The organism is Polaromonas sp. CF318 (assembly GCF_000282655.1).
Lineage (GTDB): Bacteria > Pseudomonadota > Gammaproteobacteria > Burkholderiales > Burkholderiaceae_C > Polaromonas.
Map to the genome: position 1 here is coordinate 14,914 of NZ_AKIV01000141.1, position 16,982 is coordinate 31,895.

Annotated in this window: 15 protein-coding genes; 6 read left to right on the forward strand and 9 right to left on the reverse strand. The window is 63.0% G+C overall.

Annotated features, from left to right (window positions below):
• Positions 1 to 217 precede the first annotated feature (217 nt).
• The 9 genes from PMI15_RS21610 to ahpC form a co-directional block, all read right to left on the reverse strand.
• Positions 218 to 925, reverse strand: a complete 708-nt coding sequence (locus tag PMI15_RS21610) for a Fe2+-dependent dioxygenase (protein WP_007874175.1) — start codon at positions 923 to 925, stop codon at positions 218 to 220.
• Between the two features lie 90 nt (positions 926 to 1,015).
• Positions 1,016 to 3,316 (reverse strand): TonB-dependent siderophore receptor, encoded by a 2,301-nt coding sequence (locus PMI15_RS21615; protein WP_157214711.1) that lies wholly within the window; start codon positions 3,314 to 3,316, stop codon positions 1,016 to 1,018.
• Between the two features lie 348 nt (positions 3,317 to 3,664).
• Positions 3,665 to 4,141: a bacterioferritin gene (gene bfr / locus PMI15_RS21620; protein ID WP_007874177.1), complete on the reverse strand. Its 477-nt coding sequence runs from the start codon at positions 4,139 to 4,141 to the stop codon at positions 3,665 to 3,667.
• Between the two features lie 134 nt (positions 4,142 to 4,275).
• Positions 4,276 to 5,049 (reverse strand): ferredoxin--NADP reductase, encoded by a 774-nt coding sequence (locus tag PMI15_RS21625; RefSeq protein ID WP_007874178.1) that lies wholly within the window; start codon positions 5,047 to 5,049, stop codon positions 4,276 to 4,278.
• Between the two features lie 185 nt (positions 5,050 to 5,234).
• Positions 5,235 to 5,429, reverse strand: coding sequence for a hypothetical protein (locus tag PMI15_RS21630; protein WP_007874180.1), 195 nt, complete (start codon positions 5,427 to 5,429; stop codon positions 5,235 to 5,237).
• A complete protein-coding gene (locus PMI15_RS21635) occupies positions 5,426 to 6,595 on the reverse strand; it encodes a PepSY domain-containing protein (protein ID WP_007874188.1) in 1,170 nt (389 codons plus the stop codon). Before PMI15_RS21635 ends, PMI15_RS21630 begins: the two co-directional genes overlap by 4 nt.
• 18 nt (positions 6,596 to 6,613) lie before the next feature.
• Positions 6,614 to 8,719 carry a TonB-dependent siderophore receptor gene (locus PMI15_RS21640; RefSeq protein ID WP_007874195.1) on the reverse strand — a complete coding sequence of 702 codons (2,106 nt, stop codon included), beginning with the start codon at positions 8,717 to 8,719 and terminating at the stop codon, positions 6,614 to 6,616.
• Positions 8,720 to 9,029: 310 nt separating this feature from the next.
• Entirely contained in the window at positions 9,030 to 10,601 is a 1,572-nt protein-coding gene (ahpF, locus tag PMI15_RS21645; protein ID WP_007874198.1) for an alkyl hydroperoxide reductase subunit F, read from the reverse strand.
• A gap of 107 nt (positions 10,602 to 10,708) precedes the next feature.
• Positions 10,709 to 11,272, reverse strand: a complete 564-nt coding sequence (gene ahpC / locus PMI15_RS21650) for an alkyl hydroperoxide reductase subunit C (protein WP_007874200.1) — start codon at positions 11,270 to 11,272, stop codon at positions 10,709 to 10,711.
• Positions 11,273 to 11,634: 362 nt separating this feature from the next.
• On the opposite strand from ahpC, the gene PMI15_RS21655 reads away from it, so the two are divergent.
• From PMI15_RS21655 to PMI15_RS24970, 6 genes are all read left to right on the forward strand, one after another.
• Positions 11,635 to 13,881 (forward strand): TonB-dependent hemoglobin/transferrin/lactoferrin family receptor, encoded by a 2,247-nt coding sequence (locus PMI15_RS21655; RefSeq protein ID WP_007874202.1) that lies wholly within the window; start codon positions 11,635 to 11,637, stop codon positions 13,879 to 13,881.
• 38 nt (positions 13,882 to 13,919) lie between these two features.
• Positions 13,920 to 14,279 (forward strand): hypothetical protein, encoded by a 360-nt coding sequence (locus PMI15_RS21660; protein WP_007874204.1) that lies wholly within the window; start codon positions 13,920 to 13,922, stop codon positions 14,277 to 14,279.
• Complete coding sequence (locus PMI15_RS21665; protein WP_007874206.1) at positions 14,276 to 15,415, forward strand: hemin-degrading factor; 1,140 nt, start codon at positions 14,276 to 14,278, stop codon at positions 15,413 to 15,415. Before PMI15_RS21660 ends, PMI15_RS21665 begins: the two co-directional genes overlap by 4 nt.
• The gene (locus PMI15_RS21670) at positions 15,412 to 15,792 is read left to right on the forward strand and encodes a VOC family protein (protein WP_007874209.1); all 381 of its coding nucleotides are present in this window, start codon (positions 15,412 to 15,414) and stop codon (positions 15,790 to 15,792) included. Before PMI15_RS21665 ends, PMI15_RS21670 begins: the two co-directional genes overlap by 4 nt.
• Before the next feature lie 39 nt (positions 15,793 to 15,831).
• Entirely contained in the window at positions 15,832 to 16,758 is a 927-nt protein-coding gene (locus PMI15_RS21675) for a hemin ABC transporter substrate-binding protein (protein WP_007874211.1), read from the forward strand.
• The coding region (locus PMI15_RS24970; protein WP_007874213.1) for a VOC family protein at positions 16,755 to 16,982 on the forward strand (228 nt) is incomplete at its 3' end. The genes PMI15_RS21675 and PMI15_RS24970, both read left to right, overlap by 4 nt.

A 16,982-nucleotide genomic window follows, 5' to 3' on the forward strand; every position in this document is an offset into this window, starting at 1 on the left:
CGAATCTGTCGCATTTGCAATCTTGAGGGCCTTATTTCGATGTCGGGCCGCTGTCGGCGCGCTTCCTACCATCAACGGCCCAGCCTGAAAATCCAATTCATCAAAGCCTGGAAAGCCTTGAATGCTATGAATTTTGTAGTGTTCTGAGTGAAACGCGCAGCTGCGTTCTCCGGCCCCAAAAGACCCCCGGCGGGAGGGGTGATGCCCGCCGAGACCTTTAGACCTCAGCCCACATGCGCAGCAGGTTGTGATAGCAGCCGGTCAGCCGCACCACCTCCGGGCTCTCGGCGGCGCCCTGGGCCGCGCGTTCCAGGTCTTTCTGGCGCAGTGAGGTGATGGCCATGTCCATTTCGTACAGAAGCCGGCGCTGGGCGTCGGAGCGAACCATGCTTTCGATCCAGAAAAAGCAGGCCAGCCGTTCGCCGCGCGTGACCGGCTCCACGCGGTGCACGGAGGTGCCCGGGTACATGACCAGGTCGCCGGCGTCGAACTTGATGCGCTGCTCGCCGTAGGTGTCCTGCACCACCAACTCGCCGCCGTCATAGCTGGCCGGGTCGCTCAGGAACAGCGTGCAGGAAATGTCTGTGCGCACATGTCGCGCGCTGGCCGCATGCGTGCGCACGGCATTGTCGATGTGGTTGCCGAAGTTGTTGGTGTCGCCGCCGTAGCGGTTGAACAGCGGCGGGTAGACCGATTTGGGCAGCGCCCCGGTGACGAACATGGGGTTGCGGGCCAGTGCCACCGACACGATATGGCGCGCCTGCTGGGCGGCCGGCAATTCTTCGGGCAGTTGCAGGTTGTTCTTGACGGTACCGCTCTGGCTGCCGGCGGTGATGCGGCCGTCGGCCCAGTCGGCACCCAGGATCAGCTCGCGGACCTGTGCGAGTTCGCCGGGCTGGAGGGCTTGATGAATGCGAAGCAGCATGGAGGAATCTCCGGAAAGATCGCTGAAATGAAAAAAGGCACCCGGAGTATCCCCCAGGTGCCCAAGACCTTGAAAAAATTCTTCTTCGAATCAGAACTTGCTGGTCAGCGTCACGCGCACGCTGCGCGCGTCGCCGGGCGCGGCGAAACCGCGGTACAGCGTGTTGTAGTAGACCTTGTCGAACAGGTTGTCGATGTTCAGCTTGACGGTGTTGCCTTCGCTGATGCGATATTCCACCAGCGCGTCGGCCTTGACATAGCCCGGCGCGCGGTTGGTGGTGGTGACGCTGTTGGCCGGCTTGTTGGTGCTGACGGCTGTGAAGCCGCCGCCGATGCGCCACTTGTCGCCGATGCGGTAGGTGGTGAACAGTGTGGCTTGGCGGCTCGGGCTCAGGCCTGGGTTCTCGCCGACTTCGGCAAGGCCGGCGGCATTGGAGCCGGACTTGTCGATCTTCGCCTTGAGAAAACCGATACCCGCGAACACATCCCACTGCGGCGTAATACGCCCGGCGATCTCGAATTCGAGTGCGTCGGTGTGGCGCTTGCCGGACAGCAGGTAGGAGTTGTTGGCGGTGTCGATGTCCGTGTTGCGCTCGTTGTATTTCTCGGTGCGTGCCAGCGCCGTACGGAAAGACAGGTCACCGCCGTAGAGTTCCCACTTGGCGCCGATCTCCATGTTGCGGCTGCTCTCGGGCGGGGTGTTGGCCGATTGAGGATCGAACTGGTAGAGGTCGCCCGAGGTATTGAAAGAGGTGCCGTAGGCGGCGTAATAACTCACTTCCTCCGAGGGTTGGAACATCACGCCAAGACGCTTGCTTAGCAGTGTGTCTGACCGGCTCAGAGGGGTGTTGTTGGGTGCCGTATTTCCGGAGCGATCAAAGTCACCGCGGAAATTGTCGATTCGAAGTCCGCCCACCAGTTTCCAGTAAGGCGTGAGGTCAATGGTGTCCTGTCCGTAAAGCCCCAGCGTGGTGGCTTTGAACTGCGTTGCAACGCGCTCCGTGAGATTGCCACTGATACCGGTGCTGATCGGGTTGCCAACCGTAGTAGAAGGTTTTGGCGCGAGCGCAGCGGTAATGAACGGGTAAGTGGACCGGCTGGAGTTTTCAACTGCATATTCGGCACCGACGAGGATGCTGTTTTTGCGCCCAAACCAGTTGGTGCTTGTGAGGTAGTCCGTCTGCAGGAAGGTGTGATGCTCCTTGCCTGATTTGGAGTTATTGCCGCGATTGACTACCGTATTGGGGTTCAGATTGAAGATCGTCGTGCCTGCAGCGAAGCTGGACTGCGTGGCCCACATGGCGCGTGAATAATAGCCGTCGCGCAGTGTGGTTTTCAGGCTGCTGCCATCCGCCCAGCGGTGCGTGTGAGACAGCGTCAGCGCATCGGCCTTGTCATTCTGGAAGTCGGTATTCAGGCCGTACCAGTATTGGTTGGTCGGCGAAGGAGCGGGGCGGCTGTTGAGCCACGCAAAGCCCCAGTCGGGTTTGTCGTTGTAGTGCAGGTGGTAGTAGCTGATCTCGAATTCGTTCGCCGTGCCGATGCCGAAGCGGTAGTCCATCGCCAGGCCGCGGCGGTGGGTGGAGGCGCTGGCGTTATCGCCGCGGCCGTCGCCGTCGGTGGCCATGGCGTTGATACGGAAGGCCGCGTCGTCGCCGACCTTGAAGTTGAAGTCGCCCTGGTAGCGCTGGTAGCCCTTGGTGCCGACGGTGGCGTTCACCTCGTGTTCGGTGATCAGGCGTGCCTGCTTGCTGACCTGGTTGATCACGCCGCCGGTGGAGCCGCGGCCGAACAGCATGGAGGCCGCGCCGCGTAGCACTTCGATGCGCTCGGTGTTGAAGTTGTCGCGGTTGTACTGCGCGATGTCGCGCATGCCGTCCAGGTAAATGTCGCCCGCCGCGCTGAAGCCGCGCAGGCGGATGTTGTCGCCGACGCGGCCGCCTTCGCCGGCTTCAAACGTGATGCCGATGACATTTTCCAGGGCGCTCTTGAAGCTGTCCTTGCCCTGGTCGTGCATGAGCTTTTCATTGACGACCGTCAGCGATTGGGGAATATCCTTGGCAGCCACAGGCATCTTGCCGACGCTGGTGATGCCGCTCTGGTAGGTTTGGTTCTCGCGGTCGCGCGTGCCTGTGACCGTAACGGGTGCCAGGGTTTTGCCCTCGGCCTGCGCGGAAGTCGCGGTGCTTGCGGCGGCGGGCGCCGGCGCGGCGCTTTGCGCCCATCCGGACACCGAGACCGCCAGCATCAGCGCGCCCAGCGGCAGCAGGGCTTTATCGGAAGATGGGGCAGAAACCGCTGGCGCGGCGAGAGGGGCAAAGCTGTTGGTACCGGCGTTGCGGTTTTTTTTATTGCGCGCAGTTTTTGCGGCGCGAGCGGACGGGTGTGCCAAGATGGCCTCCAAGCAGGGTCCGGCCTGTGGCAGGCGGACCGGGTTCAGGAAAAAGCTTGGCTGGCTCGAAATCACCGAGAAGGGACGCGAGTTGGCTGGCTCGAAAAGTTCGTTCGAAGTTTATCCCAAATGATAATGATTCGTAATATCTTGTTTCTAAACGATGAAGAACGGCGTGCCGCAAGGCTTGTTTTGTGGCAAAAATGCCAAACAGAGAGCCCAAAACCCACTTCAAGGCGGGGCCGCGCAGGAATGAGATAGGCGGCAAAAGCTGCCGAAACGACAACGGGGCCCATGGGCCCCGTATTTCGTTGAGCTGCACCGAAGGTGCGAGGTTGCCGCAAGGGCTTAGCTGATTTCACCCATCTGGCTTTGCAGGTAGTTCTGCACGCCGACCTTGGCGACCAGCTCGATCTGGGTTTCCAGGAAGTCGATGTGCTCTTCGGTGTCGTCCAGGATTTCCTGCAGCAGGTCGCGCGAGACGTAGTCGCGCACGCTTTCGCAGTGGGCGATGCCGTCCTTGATCGTCGCCTGCGCGCCGGTTTCGGCTTTCAGGTCGCAGTTCAGGGCTTCCAGCACGTCCTCGCCGATCATCAGCTTGCCCAGGTCCTGCAGGTTGGGCAGGCCGTCGAGCATGAAGATGCGGTCCATCAGCTTGTCGGCGTGTTTCATTTCGCCGATGGATTCCTCGTATTCCTTCTTGGCCAGCTTGTCCAGGCCCCAGTGCTTGTACATGCGGTAGTGCAGAAAGTACTGGTTGATGGCCGTCAGTTCATTCTTGAGCTGCGCCTGCAGATGAGCGATGACTTTTGCGTCGCCTTTCATGGGAATTCCTTATCGTTGTAGTGCGGATCGCCCATTGTCACTGGCCGCAGCCCGCAACTCAAGCATTCCCCCTGCTGGCGCGGTCTGCTTGCGTTTGATTGTGAGAACCGTTCGTATTGCTGCGGGGCCGGCGCTCAGCGCTCAGCGAAGGCGCGCTCCACCACGAAGTGGCCGGCGTGCTGCATATTGCCTTCTTCCAGGCCCTGGGCTTCCAGCATGGCCTTGATGTCACGCAGCATGTCGGGGCTGCCGCACAGCATCAGGCGGTCACTGTCCGCCGAGATCGCCGGCAAGCCAAGATCGCTGTAGATCTTGCCCGACTGCATGAGCTCGGTGATGCGACCCTCGTTGCGAAAGCGCTCACGTGTCACGGTTGGGTAGTACATCAGCCGCCCGCGCACGAGTTCGCCCAGGAATTCATGCTCATGCAACTCGTGTTCGATCAGCCCGCGGTAGGCCAGCTCGGCGCTGGTGCGGCAGCCGTGCACCAGCACCACGCGCTCAAAGCGCTCATAGGTGTCGGGGTCCTTGATCAGCGAGAGGAAGGGCGCCAGGCCGGTGCCGGTCGCCAGCAGCCACAGCGTCTTGCCGGGCAGCAGGTTTTGCAGCAGCAGCGTGCCGGTGGGCTTGCGGCCCACCAGGATGTCGTCGCCGGGTTTCAGGTGCTGCAGCCGCGAGGTCAGCGGGCCGTTGGCCACCTTGATGCTGAAAAATTCCAGCTGGTCCTCATGGTTGGCGCTGGCCACGCTGTAGGCGCGCATCAATGGCTTGCCGTCGACAGGCAGGCCGATCATGGTGAATTGGCCGTTGACGAAACGAAAGCCGGGATCCCGCGTGGCGGTGAAGCTGAAGAGCGTATCGGTCCAGTGGTGGACGGAAATAATGCGTTCGGTGTTAAAGGCGCTCATGAGAAAAAGAAAGAAGGAAAGAACGAAAAGTAGTTTGGGCAATGCAAGAGGGCAGAAGGCCCGCCGCGCACTCCTTCAGTTCAGCCTTCAGATCGTGCGTGAGCAGCGCCGTATTTTATCGCCTGCGCGAAACCGTCGTTCGCGATCACCGCGACGCCATGCCGGCGCCAAGGTCTGGCTGCTGCTCAGCGCCCGGACGATTGGCGTGGCACCCATGCGCACCAAGCCATCACAGCCACCGGCAGGCCCAGGCTCAACCAGGCCCACCAGTCGCCCCAGCCGTCGGAGACCAGCGCACTCAGCAAGCCGCTGGTGCTGAGCAGGCCCAGCACCAGCGGCCAGCGCCAAAGGCGCCAGAAAGAGTTTGCTGCCGCGCTCATGCGGCACCGCCCGGCGCTTTGTGGGCGAGTGCGCGCGGATCCGGCGCATGTGCGGTCGTGGCCGGCTTCGCCGCCACAGCCGGGTTGCGGCGCTTGAGCCATAAATAGAGGCCGCTGCCCAGCACGATGATGGTCGCGATATCCAGCAGCGCCCAGAGGATTTGCATGGGCATCCCGCCGTAGTCGCCGAAGTGCAGCGGCTGCGATACCAACAGTGCCGTGAGGTACCAGGGCAACGGCGGGCTGGCGGTGAGCGCGTTGGTGCCCGCATCCACCAGCACCGGCTTGAGCAGGCGTGAATTAAAGGGCTCGTTGCCGCGCAGGAACACCGTGTAATGGTGCGGACTGGAAAACGTCGTGCCCGGAAAGGCGATGAAAGCCATCTTCATGTCGGGAGCGAGCGCGGTGGCCGACGATGCTGCTTGCTGCACCGAGGCCAGGCGAGCCGGCGGCGTTTGCCCCTGGTAGGGGGCCAGCAGCGCGCTGAGCTGGTCGTACTGCCAGTATTTGATCACCAGGTCGGCCCAGGTGTTGATCATCCCGGTGGCACCCACGGTGAAGGCCCACACCAGCGTCACGATGCCCAGCAGGTTGTGCAGGTCCAGCCATCTGGCACGCGGCCGGCTTTGCCGCACGGCCCCGAAGTCCAGCTTGCGCATGAAGGGCGCGTACAGTACCACGCCCGACACAATCGCCACCAGCAGCAAGAGGCCCATAAAACCGAGGAAGAGTTTGCCGGCCAGCCCGGCGAACAGGTCCACGTGCAGCTTGAACATGATGTACATGAAGCCTTCGTCGAACTTGGGCTGGGCCAGCACTGCCGCGGTGCGCGCGTCGACGGCCACGGTCTTGTTGCCGACCTCTGAGGTCGGCGTGTCGCCCAGCGTGACGTACCAGAAGCGGTCGTCGTCGATCTCGTGCGAAGCGAACATGGGCACCTTGCCCGGATGCAGCGCCTGCGCGACCTGCATCACCTTGTCGAGGCTGGCGCGCGGCGTGTCCTTTGGCAGGTCGGGCGCCTCCACTTCGGTGCCCAGCAGGTGGCCGATCTCATGGTGAAAGATCAGGGGCAGCCCGGTCAGGCACAACAGCAGCATGAAGACCGTGCAGACCAGGCTGCTCCATTTGTGGATCCAGGTCCAGGTTTTGACCTTGCGGCTGTTCATCACGATGCTCCTTTGTGCCTAGAAACGGTAGGTGGCGCTGGCCACCAGGTTGCGCCGCGCGCCGTACCAGCAGTCACCGCGCGCCAGGCAGGTGCTGAAATAGGTCTTGTCGGTCGCGTTGTTGATGTTGACGGCGTAGCGCCACTGCCCGGTGTCATAGGCGAACATCAGGTCCAGCAAGGCGACGCTGGGGATGCGCGGGCCGTTGCCGCCGCCCTGCTGGTCGTTGAAGGCGCCCATCCAGCGCACGCCGGCGCCGGCCGAGAAACCGTTCACGCCGGCGATGGCGAACCGGTATTTGGCCCAGGCGCTGGCCTGGTGCTTGGGCAGGCCTTCGAGCTGTTTGTCCAGTTCGGTGTAGTTGTAATGCGCGACCAGTTCCAGGTTCGGTGTAACGGGGCCTTTGACCTCGAGCTCCAGCCCCTTGGTGCGGGTAGCGCCGACTTGCGTATAGGTGTCGGGCAGCGGCGAGGCAATCTGGTTTTTCTCGCGCAGGTCATAGAGCGCGGCGCTGAAGGCCAGCGCTCGGCCCGCCGGCTCGTATTTCAGGCCCAGTTCCCATTGCTCGCCGCGCAGCGGCTTGAATACCTGTCCCTTGATGGCGGCCTGTGGCGTGAACGATTCGCTGTAACTCACATAAGGCGACCAGCCCGAGGGGAGGGCGTACATCAGGCCCAGGCGCTTGGTCGTGGCCTTGCTTTCTTCCTCGGGGCTGCCGTCGGCGCCTGCGACGGCCTTGTCATGGCGCAGTCCCGCGGTAACGATCCAGTGGTCCCACTTCATCTGGTCTTGCACATACAGGCCGGTCTGGCGCTGGGTGGTGCGCGGCAGCGCGCTGCGTTCCGGAATCAGCAGGTTGCCGTAGACCGGTGCATAGGCGTCTATGTCGCTGACCGTGGCGCCCGACCAGACGTTCTCGCGGTGGCGCGCGAAGTCCGCGCCGAACAGCAATGTGTGCTGCAGGGCACCGGTGCTGAAATGGCCTTCGGCGTGGTTGTCCAGCGCCGTAATGCGGTTGCGTGTCAGCGAACTGTCGTTGATGCGGCCCAGCCGCCGTTTGGCCACCGGATCCGATCCCCAACTGCCCGGTGACGTGAAGAAATCACCATAGTGGTAACGGTTGTCGTTCTCGTTGCTTGAAATGCGGAAGTTCTGGCGTACCGTCCAGCCGTCGTTGAACTTGTGTTCGAACAGCCAGCCGACAGTCTTGCGCTCGGAGTTGTAGTAGTCGCCGGGCTCACCGATAAAACGGCTGGTAGGCAGGCGGCCGTTGGGGTTGGGCAGCAGCGTGCCTTCCCATGGGAAAAATTGCGAGGTCGAGCCGCTTTTGTCTTTCTGCCACAGCGCTTGCAAGGTCAGCGAGGTGGCGGCGCTGGGCCGCCAGGTCAGCGAGGGTGCGACCAGGCTGCGGTCGTCCGGCACGAAGTCCACCTGCGTGCCGGACGAGCGCTTGAGCGCGACCAACCGGTACAGCCACTCACCGTCCTGCGTGAGTGGGCCGGTCAGGTCTACCTGGAGTTGCTTGCGGCCATAGCTGCCGTACTGCACGCCGATCTCGCGCTGGGTCTCGGCCTGCGGCCTCTTGCTCACCATATTGATCACGCCGGCGGCCGTGCCCGCGCCGAACAGCATGCCCGAGGGACCGCGCAGCACTTCCAGCCGCTCCAGCGTGTAGGGATCGGCGCGAGTGCGGCTGGTGTAGTAACCGTAGGCCTCGCGCAGGCCGTCGAGGTAGTTGTCGGGATTGCTGCCGCGCACCCGGACCGAGTCGGTACGCGAGTCCAGACCATAGGCATCGGAACGCACACCAGCGGCGTAACCCAGCGCGTCCTGCAGGTTGGTGGCGCCCTGGTCGCTGATCTGCTCGCTGGTGACGACGGTGACGGCTTGCGGTGTTTCGGACAGCAGCGTGTCGGTTTTGGTGGCGGTGGAGGCTCTTTTGGCGCGATAGCCGATCACCGGGCCGGTGGCGGTTTCTTTTTCGGGCTCGGCGCTCACCTGCACCTCACGCAGGGTGGTTTCGGCAGGGGCCTGGGCATAGGCGCCCTGGAGCGCGGCGGCCAGGGACAGAATGGTAAACGGGGCCAGGCGCCGTGCGGCGCGCGGCGAATGCAAGCTGGGCAAGTCAAAACTCCAGGGGAGGATCGCCAGGAAACTGGCGTGCGCACGACGGCCCGATGCGCCACGGCGGGTGGCGGAATTCAGGAGCCGCGTGGGCAGGTTGTTGGCTTGCTGCGCCTGGCAGCGCGAGAGGCTGCTGGGGTGTCTGGCTAGCGAGAGAAGGGGCAGCGAACTATATCACCGATGAGAGTAATTCTCATCTGAAAGACGGTAGAGCCCGTGCGGTTTTTGCTGGCCTTTCCCCTTTCCTCTTCCGGCGTGCAAAAAAAAGCCGCCCGGACGGGGGCGGCTTTGCATTCAGCGTTTCACCGGCTTATTGCGCGGCGATGGGGCTGCGGATCAGGTAGTCGAAGGCGCTGAGGGCGGCCTTCGCGCCTTCGCCGGCCGCGATGATGATCTGCTTGAAGGGCACCGTCGTCACGTCGCCGGCCGCGAACACGCCGGGCACCGAGGTCTGGCCCTTGGCATCGACGATGATCTCGCCGTGTTTCGACAGCTCGACCGTTCCCTTCAGCCAGTCGGTGTTGGGCACCAGGCCGATCTGGATAAACACGCCTTCGAGGGCCACGGTTTTCAGCTCGCCGCCGGCGCGGTCCTTGTAGACCAGGCCGTTGACCTTTTGGTCGCCGGTGATTTCGGTGGTCTGCGCGTTGGTGATCACCGTGACGTTCGCCAGGCTGTTCAGCTTGCGCTGCAGCACGGCATCGGCGCGCAGCGCGGTGTCGAACTCGATCAGCGTCACATGGCCGACGATGCCCGCCAGGTCGATGGCCGCCTCGACGCCCGAGTTGCCGCCGCCTATGACCGCCACGCGCTTGCCCTTGAACAGCGGGCCGTCGCAGTGCGGGCAGTAGGCCACGCCTTTGTTCTTGAACTCGTGCTCGCCGGGCACGTTGATGTTGCGCCAGCGCGCGCCGGTTGAAATCACGATGGACTTGCTCTTGAGCGAAGCGCCGTTTTCAAGTTGGACTTCGATCAGGTTTTTGTCCGGCCCGCTGTTCGGGATTAAGGCCTTGGCGCGCTGCAGGTTCATGATGTCCACGTCGTAGTTGCGCACGTGCTCTTCCAGCGCGTGGGCGAATTTGGGCCCTTCGGTTTCCTTGATGGAAATGAAGTTCTCGATGCCCATGGTGTCCAGCACCTGGCCGCCGAAGCGCTCCGAGGCCACGCCGGTGCGTATGCCCTTGCGCGCGGCATACACTGCCGCGGCGGCGCCGGCCGGGCCGCCGCCGACGATCAGCACGTCGAAGGCATCCTTGCCGTCTATCTTTTTGGCTTCGCGTTCGACGCCGCTGGTGTCTATCTTGGCGAGGATTTCCTCCAGGCTCATGCGGCCCTGGCCGAATTCGGTGCCGTTGAGGAACACCGTGGGAACCGCCATGATCTGGCGTTCCTTGACTTCGTCCTGGAACATGCCGCCTTCAATCATGGTGGCGCGGATGCGCGGGTTCTGCACCGCCATCAGGTTCAGCGCCTGGACCACGTCGGGGCAGTTGTGGCAGGTTAGCGAGACGTAAATCTCGAACTCGAAATCGCCGTCGAGCGCGCGGATCTGTTCCAGCACGGCCTGCTCGACTTTGGGTGGGTAGCCGCCGACCTGCAGCAAGGCAAGGATCAGCGAGGTGAATTCATGGCCCATGGGCAGGCCGGCGAAACGCGGGCCGTGGTTTTCGCTGGGGCGGTTGATCGAAAACGAAGGCTTGCGGTGATTGTCGTCGCGGCTCTCCGTCAGCTTGACCAGCGGCGAGGCTTCGGCGACGTCCTTGAGCAGCGACAGCACTTCGCCGGAGGCTTCGCTGTCGTCGAGCGAGGCAACGATTTCGATCGGTTGCGTGGCGCGTTCGAGGTAGCTTTTCAGTTGGGCTTTGGTGGCGTCGTCGAGCATGGGGGACTCACTTTCAATGGCAAAACGGGATCAAAAGGGAACAAAAAAGCCCGGGACGGCACACATGTGCCGGGCCCCCGGGCCTTGTCAGGAGGGCAGCAGGGCGCTTAGATCTTGCCGACCAGGTCGATGGACGGGGCGATGGTCTTGGCGCCTTCGTTCCACTTCGCGGGGCAAACCTGGCCGGGGTGGGCTGCCGTGTATTGGGCGGCCTTGAGCTTGCGCAGGGTTTCCTTGACGTCGCGTGCAATCTCGTTGGAGTGCACTTCGGCGGTCTTGATGACGCCTTCGGGGTTGATCACGAAGGTGCCGCGCAGTGCCAGGCCTTCTTCGGGAATGAACACGTCAAAGGCTTTGGTCAGCGTGTGGGTCGGGTCGCCCACCAGCGGGAACTTGGCCTTGCCGACGGCAGGAGATGTTTCGTGCCAGACCTTGTGCGAGAAATGGGTGTCGGTGGTCACGATGTAGACCTCTGCACCGGCCTTTTGGAATTCGGCGTAGTTGTCGGCGGCATCTTCGACTTCCGTGGGGCAGTTGAAAGTGAATGCGGCCGGCATGAAGATCAGGACCGACCATTTGCCCTTCAGCGATTCGTCTGAAACGTCGATGAACTTGCCATTGAGGAAGGCTTGGGTTTTGAAGGGCTGGACTTGGGTATTGATCAGGGACATCTAGATGGATTCCTATAGGTGATGAAAAAAGGCTAAAACTTGCCGGCGAATCGATAGTATATGGCTTTTAATGTTGTATTAACGATTGATATTTACTATTGATTGAATAGGCGTTACTGCCTCGCGTGTGGCCATTCATCCTCGCGGCCCTCTATGACCTGATGGTGACTGAGGGGCTGGGCGCAGAGTGGGAGACGCGCCAGGACGGATGTTTCCCCTGATTTATTTTGCATCCAAATGTTGCGAATGAGAATAATTCGCATATACTTCGGTCTCTCCAGAGCCAGCCACAAGTGACCGGGAGCCCACGGGCCCACCTCGTTGCCGCAGCAAGCCCTCCAAACCTCTTACTTTGGGCTTGCATGACTTCCATCCATCCTTCTTCCCGTTTCGCGCTGCGCGAAATCTCCCTGTTGACCGCCCTGGCCTGTGGCGCCGGCTTTGCCGCCGCGCAGACACAGGCAGTGCCCGCCGCGGTGCAAGTCGCCGCCCTGAAAGAAATCGTCGTCAGCGGCTCGCGCGGCGAGCAGTCGGTCGACGACATTCCGCAAACCATCGACGTGATCGATGCCGACGACATCGAGCAGGGGCAGATCAGGGACATCCGCGATGCGGCCAAAAACATTCCCAACGTCTCCGTGCGCCGTGCACCCGCGCGTTTCGGCCTGGCGCAAGGCGATACCGGCCGCGAGGGCAATGCCGGCTTCAATATCCGCGGCCTCGACGGAAATCGCGTGCTGATGATGGTGGACGGCATACGCATTCCACGCAGCTATGCCTTCAGCCCCAATTCTTTCGGGCGCGACAGCGTGTCCATAGACCTCATCAAGCGCATCGAAATCGTCAAGGGCCCGGCCTCCGCGCTGTATGGCTCCGACGGCATTGCCGGCCTGGTCAATTTCATCACCTACGAGCCGGACGACTACCTGCGGGACGGCAAGTCGCTGGGCGGCCGCGCGTCCATCAGCTACAGCGGCGACAACAACGAGACCGCCGTCAGCGGCACGATTGCCGGCCGCGCCAACGAAGTGCTGGCCTGGCAACTGAATGTGGCCACCAGTAGCGGCAAGGAACTGGAAAACCGCGGCGACAACAGCGGCACCGGCTTCACCCGCACGGCACCCAACCCGCAAAGCGACAAGACCAATTCCCTGCTCGGCAAAGTCGTGCTGACGCCGACCGCCTCGCAAAAACACGTGATCACCTTCGAGCACGTCGACAAGAAGAGCGACTACAACCTGCTGACCGCGCGCTCGGCCACTGTGCTGGACTCTTACTCGACCGGCAAGATGGACCGCGACCGGTTGACCTGGGACGCCAAATACAAGGTGGACGCCACGCTGGCTGACAACATCCAGACGGTGCTCAGCTACCAGCATGCAAAGTCCAACGACTTCACCTATGAGCGGCGCACGGCGCTGCCACAGGTACGCACGCGCGACACTACCTACAGCGAACGCACGCTGCAAGCCGGCATCCAGGCCGACAAGACCATCCGCACGGGCCCCAACTCGGCGCAGAAGATCACCTACGGCCTGGACCACACCAGCGCAAAAATCGAAAACCTGCAGACCGGCCTGGTGCCGCCCGCCGGTGAAACCTTCCCGCTCAAACGATTCCCCGACACCACGGAAACCGCCACCGCCGTCTACATGCAGGATGAATTCATTCAGGGGGACTGGAGCGTGACGCCGGGCGTGCGCGCCGACAGCTTCAAGATCGACGCGGCTCAGGCCGGCTTCCCGGTGCCCGCGGTGTCCATGTCGGGCTCGGCCGTATCACCCAAGGTCGGTGTCATTTACCGCGCCACGCCGCAGTGGAGCTTCTTCGGCAACTACGCCAGCGGTTTCCGCGCTCCCAATGCGGGGCAGGTGAACGGCTTCTTCCAGAACCTGACCGGCGGCTACCGCACCGTGCCCAATCCCAACCTCAAGCCCGAAAAGAGCCGCAACGTCGAATTCGGCGTTCGCGCGCGGCTGGAGCAGCTGAGTTTCGACACGGCCGTGTTTTATGGCCGCTTCAAAGACCTGATCCAGGACGGCGCCATCGTCAGCGGCGCCTTCGGCAACCCCGCCAACCCCGCCGTGATCCAGTCGATCAACATCGACAACGCCACCATTAGCGGTTTTGAGATCAAGGGCGACATGAACTGGGGCAAGTTCGGCGAAGGCAAGCTCAGCACGCCGTTCTCCTATGGCTACACCAAGGGCACCGTGAAAAACACCGGCAAGCCTCTGGACACCATAGACCCGGCCAAACTCAGCGTCGGCCTGAAGTACGAGACTGCGACCTGGGATGTGCGCCTGGACGCAAGTCACCATTCGGCCAAGAAGTTCGACGACATCAGCGCGCAGACCATTGCCGCCTCGCCGCCCGCGGTGCCGGTGGCGACCACGCAGTTCGCCGTGCCGTCCGCGACCACGCTGGACCTGACCGGCCAGTGGCGTTTCAGCAAAACCCTGCGCCTGAATGTCGGCCTGATCAACCTGACGAACAAGAAGTACTGGAACTGGTCGGATGTCCGCGGCGTGGCGGCCAACTCTTCCTTCCGCGACGCCTACAGCCAGCCGGGCCGTTATTTCAACGTCTCGCTGGTCGCCGATTTCTGATGCCGTGCTGAATCTTTGACAAGCAGAAAGGAAAGCGCATGAACCAGTTTCCCGACCACGGTGCCAGCGATGGCGACAGCGGTGCGGCCGACGCGCAGGGCCTGCCTCCGGCGCAAGCCCTGCTGGCCGGGACGCTGGCGCTGATGACCGGCCATGCCCAGGCCTGCTGCGAAGGGCAGCGTGCCTTGCTGGCCCAAAAAATCATCGCCAACCTCTTCATGCTGTCGCGCCACGCCGGCGCGCCGCCGGATTTCAGGGCCATTGCCGCCAACCTGCATCCCTTGTGGGTGCGGGTGCTGCAACCGGGCGCTGACCAGCCACCGCAGGTGCTTTTGCCTACAGACAATTTTGACCCCCACCGCGTGCTTTGGCACACAACCCCGGAGACCCTTCAATGAGCGCAGTCCTTCAAACCCAGACGCGGCCCGATGCCGCAAGCCAGGCAGATGCCGACATTGCATCCCCGAACCCTGCCGCCCTGCGCGAGCGCTTCGCCGCCGCGCGCAGCAGCGGCAAGCGTGCCAAAGATGCCGCCGAGAGCCTGGGCATCACCGAAGGCCAGGCCGTCGCGGCCCACGTCGGCACGCACGAGCATGCCCTCAAGGCCACACCACTCAAAGGCCCCTGGGTCGAGATCCTGCAGGCGCTGGAACTGTGCGGCCCGGTCATGGCGCTCACGCGCAATGAAGCCACCGTGCATGAGAAAACCGGTGTCTACCGCAATATCAGCGCGCAGGGCCAGATGGGCCTGGCCCTCGGTGAGGACATCGACCTGCGCATCTTCTTCAGCCGCTGGCATGCGGGTTTTTACGTCTTCGAGCCGGCCAACGACCCCAAGAACCCGGCTTCGGAAAGCCTGCAGTTTTTTGACGCGCACGGTGTGGCCGTGCACAAGATATTTGCGCGGCCCGAGACCGACCGCGAAGCCTTCAGGGACGTGGCCAACCAGTTCAGCGACGCAGACAAGGTTTGCGCCTTCACGCCCGCCAGCCCCAAGGCCGTGCCCAAACTCGACGCGGATATCGACGCAGCCGCGCTGGCCCAGGGCTGGAGCGAGATGAAGGACACGCACGAATTTTTCGGCCTGATCGGCAAAGCCGGCGCGGAGCGCCAGCAGGCTTTTCGCCTGGTCGAAGGCCGCTTCACCCAAAAAGCCGACCTGGGCATTGTGCGCAAGCTGCTCGACGAAGCCTCCATGGACGGCACGCCCATCATGGTGTTTGTCGGCAGCCCAGGCTGCATCCAGATCCACACCGGGCCGGTCAAACGCATCGAGCCCATGGTCACGCCCACCGCGCAGTGGATCAATGTGCTCGATGCGGGCTTTAACCTGCACCTGCGCGAGGACCTGGTCAAGAGCGCCTGGATTGTCGAGAAGCCCACGACCGAGGGACTGGTCACCTCGGTGGAAGTCTTCGACGGCGCGGGCGAATTGATGGCGATGTTCTTCGGCGCGCGCAAACCCGGCGTTCCCGAACTGCAGGCCTGGCGCGACATCGTGGCGCGGCTGCCCAGGCTCAAGGAAGTCGCATGAGCGGTGGCACAAACGGTTTCGGCGCGATGGAGATCAAGGCCTTTGTGCCTGCGAAAGACTTCGCGCTGTCCAAGCGGTTTTATGAAGAGCTGGGATTTGAGAGCCCCTGGTCGGACGACACCCTGGCCTATATGCGCCTGGGTGGCACGGCCTTTTTCCTGCAAAACTTTTATGTGGCCGAGCACGCCGGCAATTTCATGATGCACCTGATCGTGCAGGACGTCGAAAGCTGGTGGGCGCGGCTGCAGCAATCGGACATTGTCGGCCGCTACGGCGTGCGCACCGTGCCGCCGCAAGACCAGCCCTGGCGCCAGCGCGATTTCGTGCTCACCGACCCGTCGGGCGTGCTCTGGCGCATCGCGCAGAACATCGCATGAAGACCTCTTTGAGCAAAACTTTTCCCCACAAGGCTTCCCATGACAGCAGCCCTTCCTCCAATCCGCCGACGCGACGCCTTGCGGTATTTTTCACTGCCGGTGGTTTCCGCCGCCTCCGGCGTTTGCGGCCTGTCTGCGACTGCTGCGCAGGCCCAGGCGCCGGCGAAGATGCCGCGCATCGTCTCGGTGAGCGGCGCGACCACGGAAATCGTCTACGCGCTGGGCGCTGAAAAGCAACTCGTCGGCACCGACACCACCAGCCTTTACCCGGCCGCGGCCTTGCAGACGCCCAAGGTCGGCTATATGCGCCAGCTGTCGGCCGAAGGCCTGCTCTCGCTCAAACCCGATGCGGTCATCGGTACCACCGAAGCCGGCCCGCATGTGGTGATGGACCAGATCCGCAACGCCGGCGTCAAGGTGGAACTGGTGGAAGCCGACCACAGCTGGGCCGAAGTGCAGCGCAAGGTTGCCGCGGTAGGGCGGGCTACGGCCCGCGTGGCCCAGGCCACCGCGCTGCAGGCCAAACTCGATGCCCAGTGGGCCGAGGTAGTGGCCGCCGTCGCCCGCAAAGGCGGCCGCAAACCCCGTGCCATCTTTATCCTTTCGCACTCAGGCTCGCCGCAGGTGGCCGGCGAGAAAACCGCCGCGCATGCGATGCTGAACTATGCGGGCCTGGACAACGCCCTGATTACCGCCGGCGGCGCCAGCAATTTCGCCGGCTACCGCGCGATGACACCCGAGGCGGTGGTCGCCGCCGCGCCCGACGTGATCGTCACCACCACGCAAGGCATCGAGGCCGTCGGCGGACTCGAAAAATTCTGGCAGCGCCCAGGCCTGGAACTCACACCCGCCTATAAGCGCCGCGCGCTGGTGGCGCTGGACGCGCTCTACCTGATCGGCTTTGGCCCGCGCCTGCCGCAGGCCGTAGCCGATCTGCACCAGGCCGGCCTGAAGGCCGCCGCATGAGTGACCGCACCATGAAAGCCGCCATGACCGAAGTCCTCTGCGCGCGCGCACCGGCCGTGCTGCGCTGCGCCGATTTGCGCCAGGCGCTGGCGTTTTACCGCGACTGCTGGGGTTTTGCCGTGCGGCACAGCGTGCCTGGCGTTATCGCCGTGCCAAGAACCTGTTCACGGCCTAAACGGGGCCGCGCAAGCCCCTTCTCGGGATGGGATGCAAGGCGCGGTGCG

What these genes read in the sequence shown, in the direction of transcription:
- PMI15_RS21610 (WP_007874175.1), bottom strand. Translation starts at nt 925, where the DNA reads ATGCTGCTTCGCATTCATCAAGCCCTCCAGCCCGGCGAACTCGCACAG.
- bfr (WP_007874177.1), bottom strand. Translation starts at nt 4,141, where the DNA reads ATGAAAGGCGACGCAAAAGTCATCGCTCATCTGCAGGCGCAGCTCAAG.
- PMI15_RS21625 (WP_007874178.1), bottom strand. Translation starts at nt 5,049, where the DNA reads ATGAGCGCCTTTAACACCGAACGCATTATTTCCGTCCACCACTGGACC.
- PMI15_RS21630 (WP_007874180.1), bottom strand. Translation starts at nt 5,429, where the DNA reads ATGAGCGCGGCAGCAAACTCTTTCTGGCGCCTTTGGCGCTGGCCGCTG.
- PMI15_RS21635 (WP_007874188.1), bottom strand. Translation starts at nt 6,595, where the DNA reads ATGAACAGCCGCAAGGTCAAAACCTGGACCTGGATCCACAAATGGAGC.
- ahpF (WP_007874198.1), bottom strand. Translation starts at nt 10,601, where the DNA reads ATGCTCGACGACGCCACCAAAGCCCAACTGAAAAGCTACCTCGAACGC.
- ahpC (WP_007874200.1), bottom strand. Translation starts at nt 11,272, where the DNA reads ATGTCCCTGATCAATACCCAAGTCCAGCCCTTCAAAACCCAAGCCTTC.
- PMI15_RS21655 (WP_007874202.1), top strand. Translation starts at nt 11,635, where the DNA reads ATGACTTCCATCCATCCTTCTTCCCGTTTCGCGCTGCGCGAAATCTCC.
- PMI15_RS21660 (WP_007874204.1), top strand. Translation starts at nt 13,920, where the DNA reads ATGAACCAGTTTCCCGACCACGGTGCCAGCGATGGCGACAGCGGTGCG.
- PMI15_RS21665 (WP_007874206.1), top strand. Translation starts at nt 14,276, where the DNA reads ATGAGCGCAGTCCTTCAAACCCAGACGCGGCCCGATGCCGCAAGCCAG.
- PMI15_RS21670 (WP_007874209.1), top strand. Translation starts at nt 15,412, where the DNA reads ATGAGCGGTGGCACAAACGGTTTCGGCGCGATGGAGATCAAGGCCTTT.
- PMI15_RS21675 (WP_007874211.1), top strand. Translation starts at nt 15,832, where the DNA reads ATGACAGCAGCCCTTCCTCCAATCCGCCGACGCGACGCCTTGCGGTAT.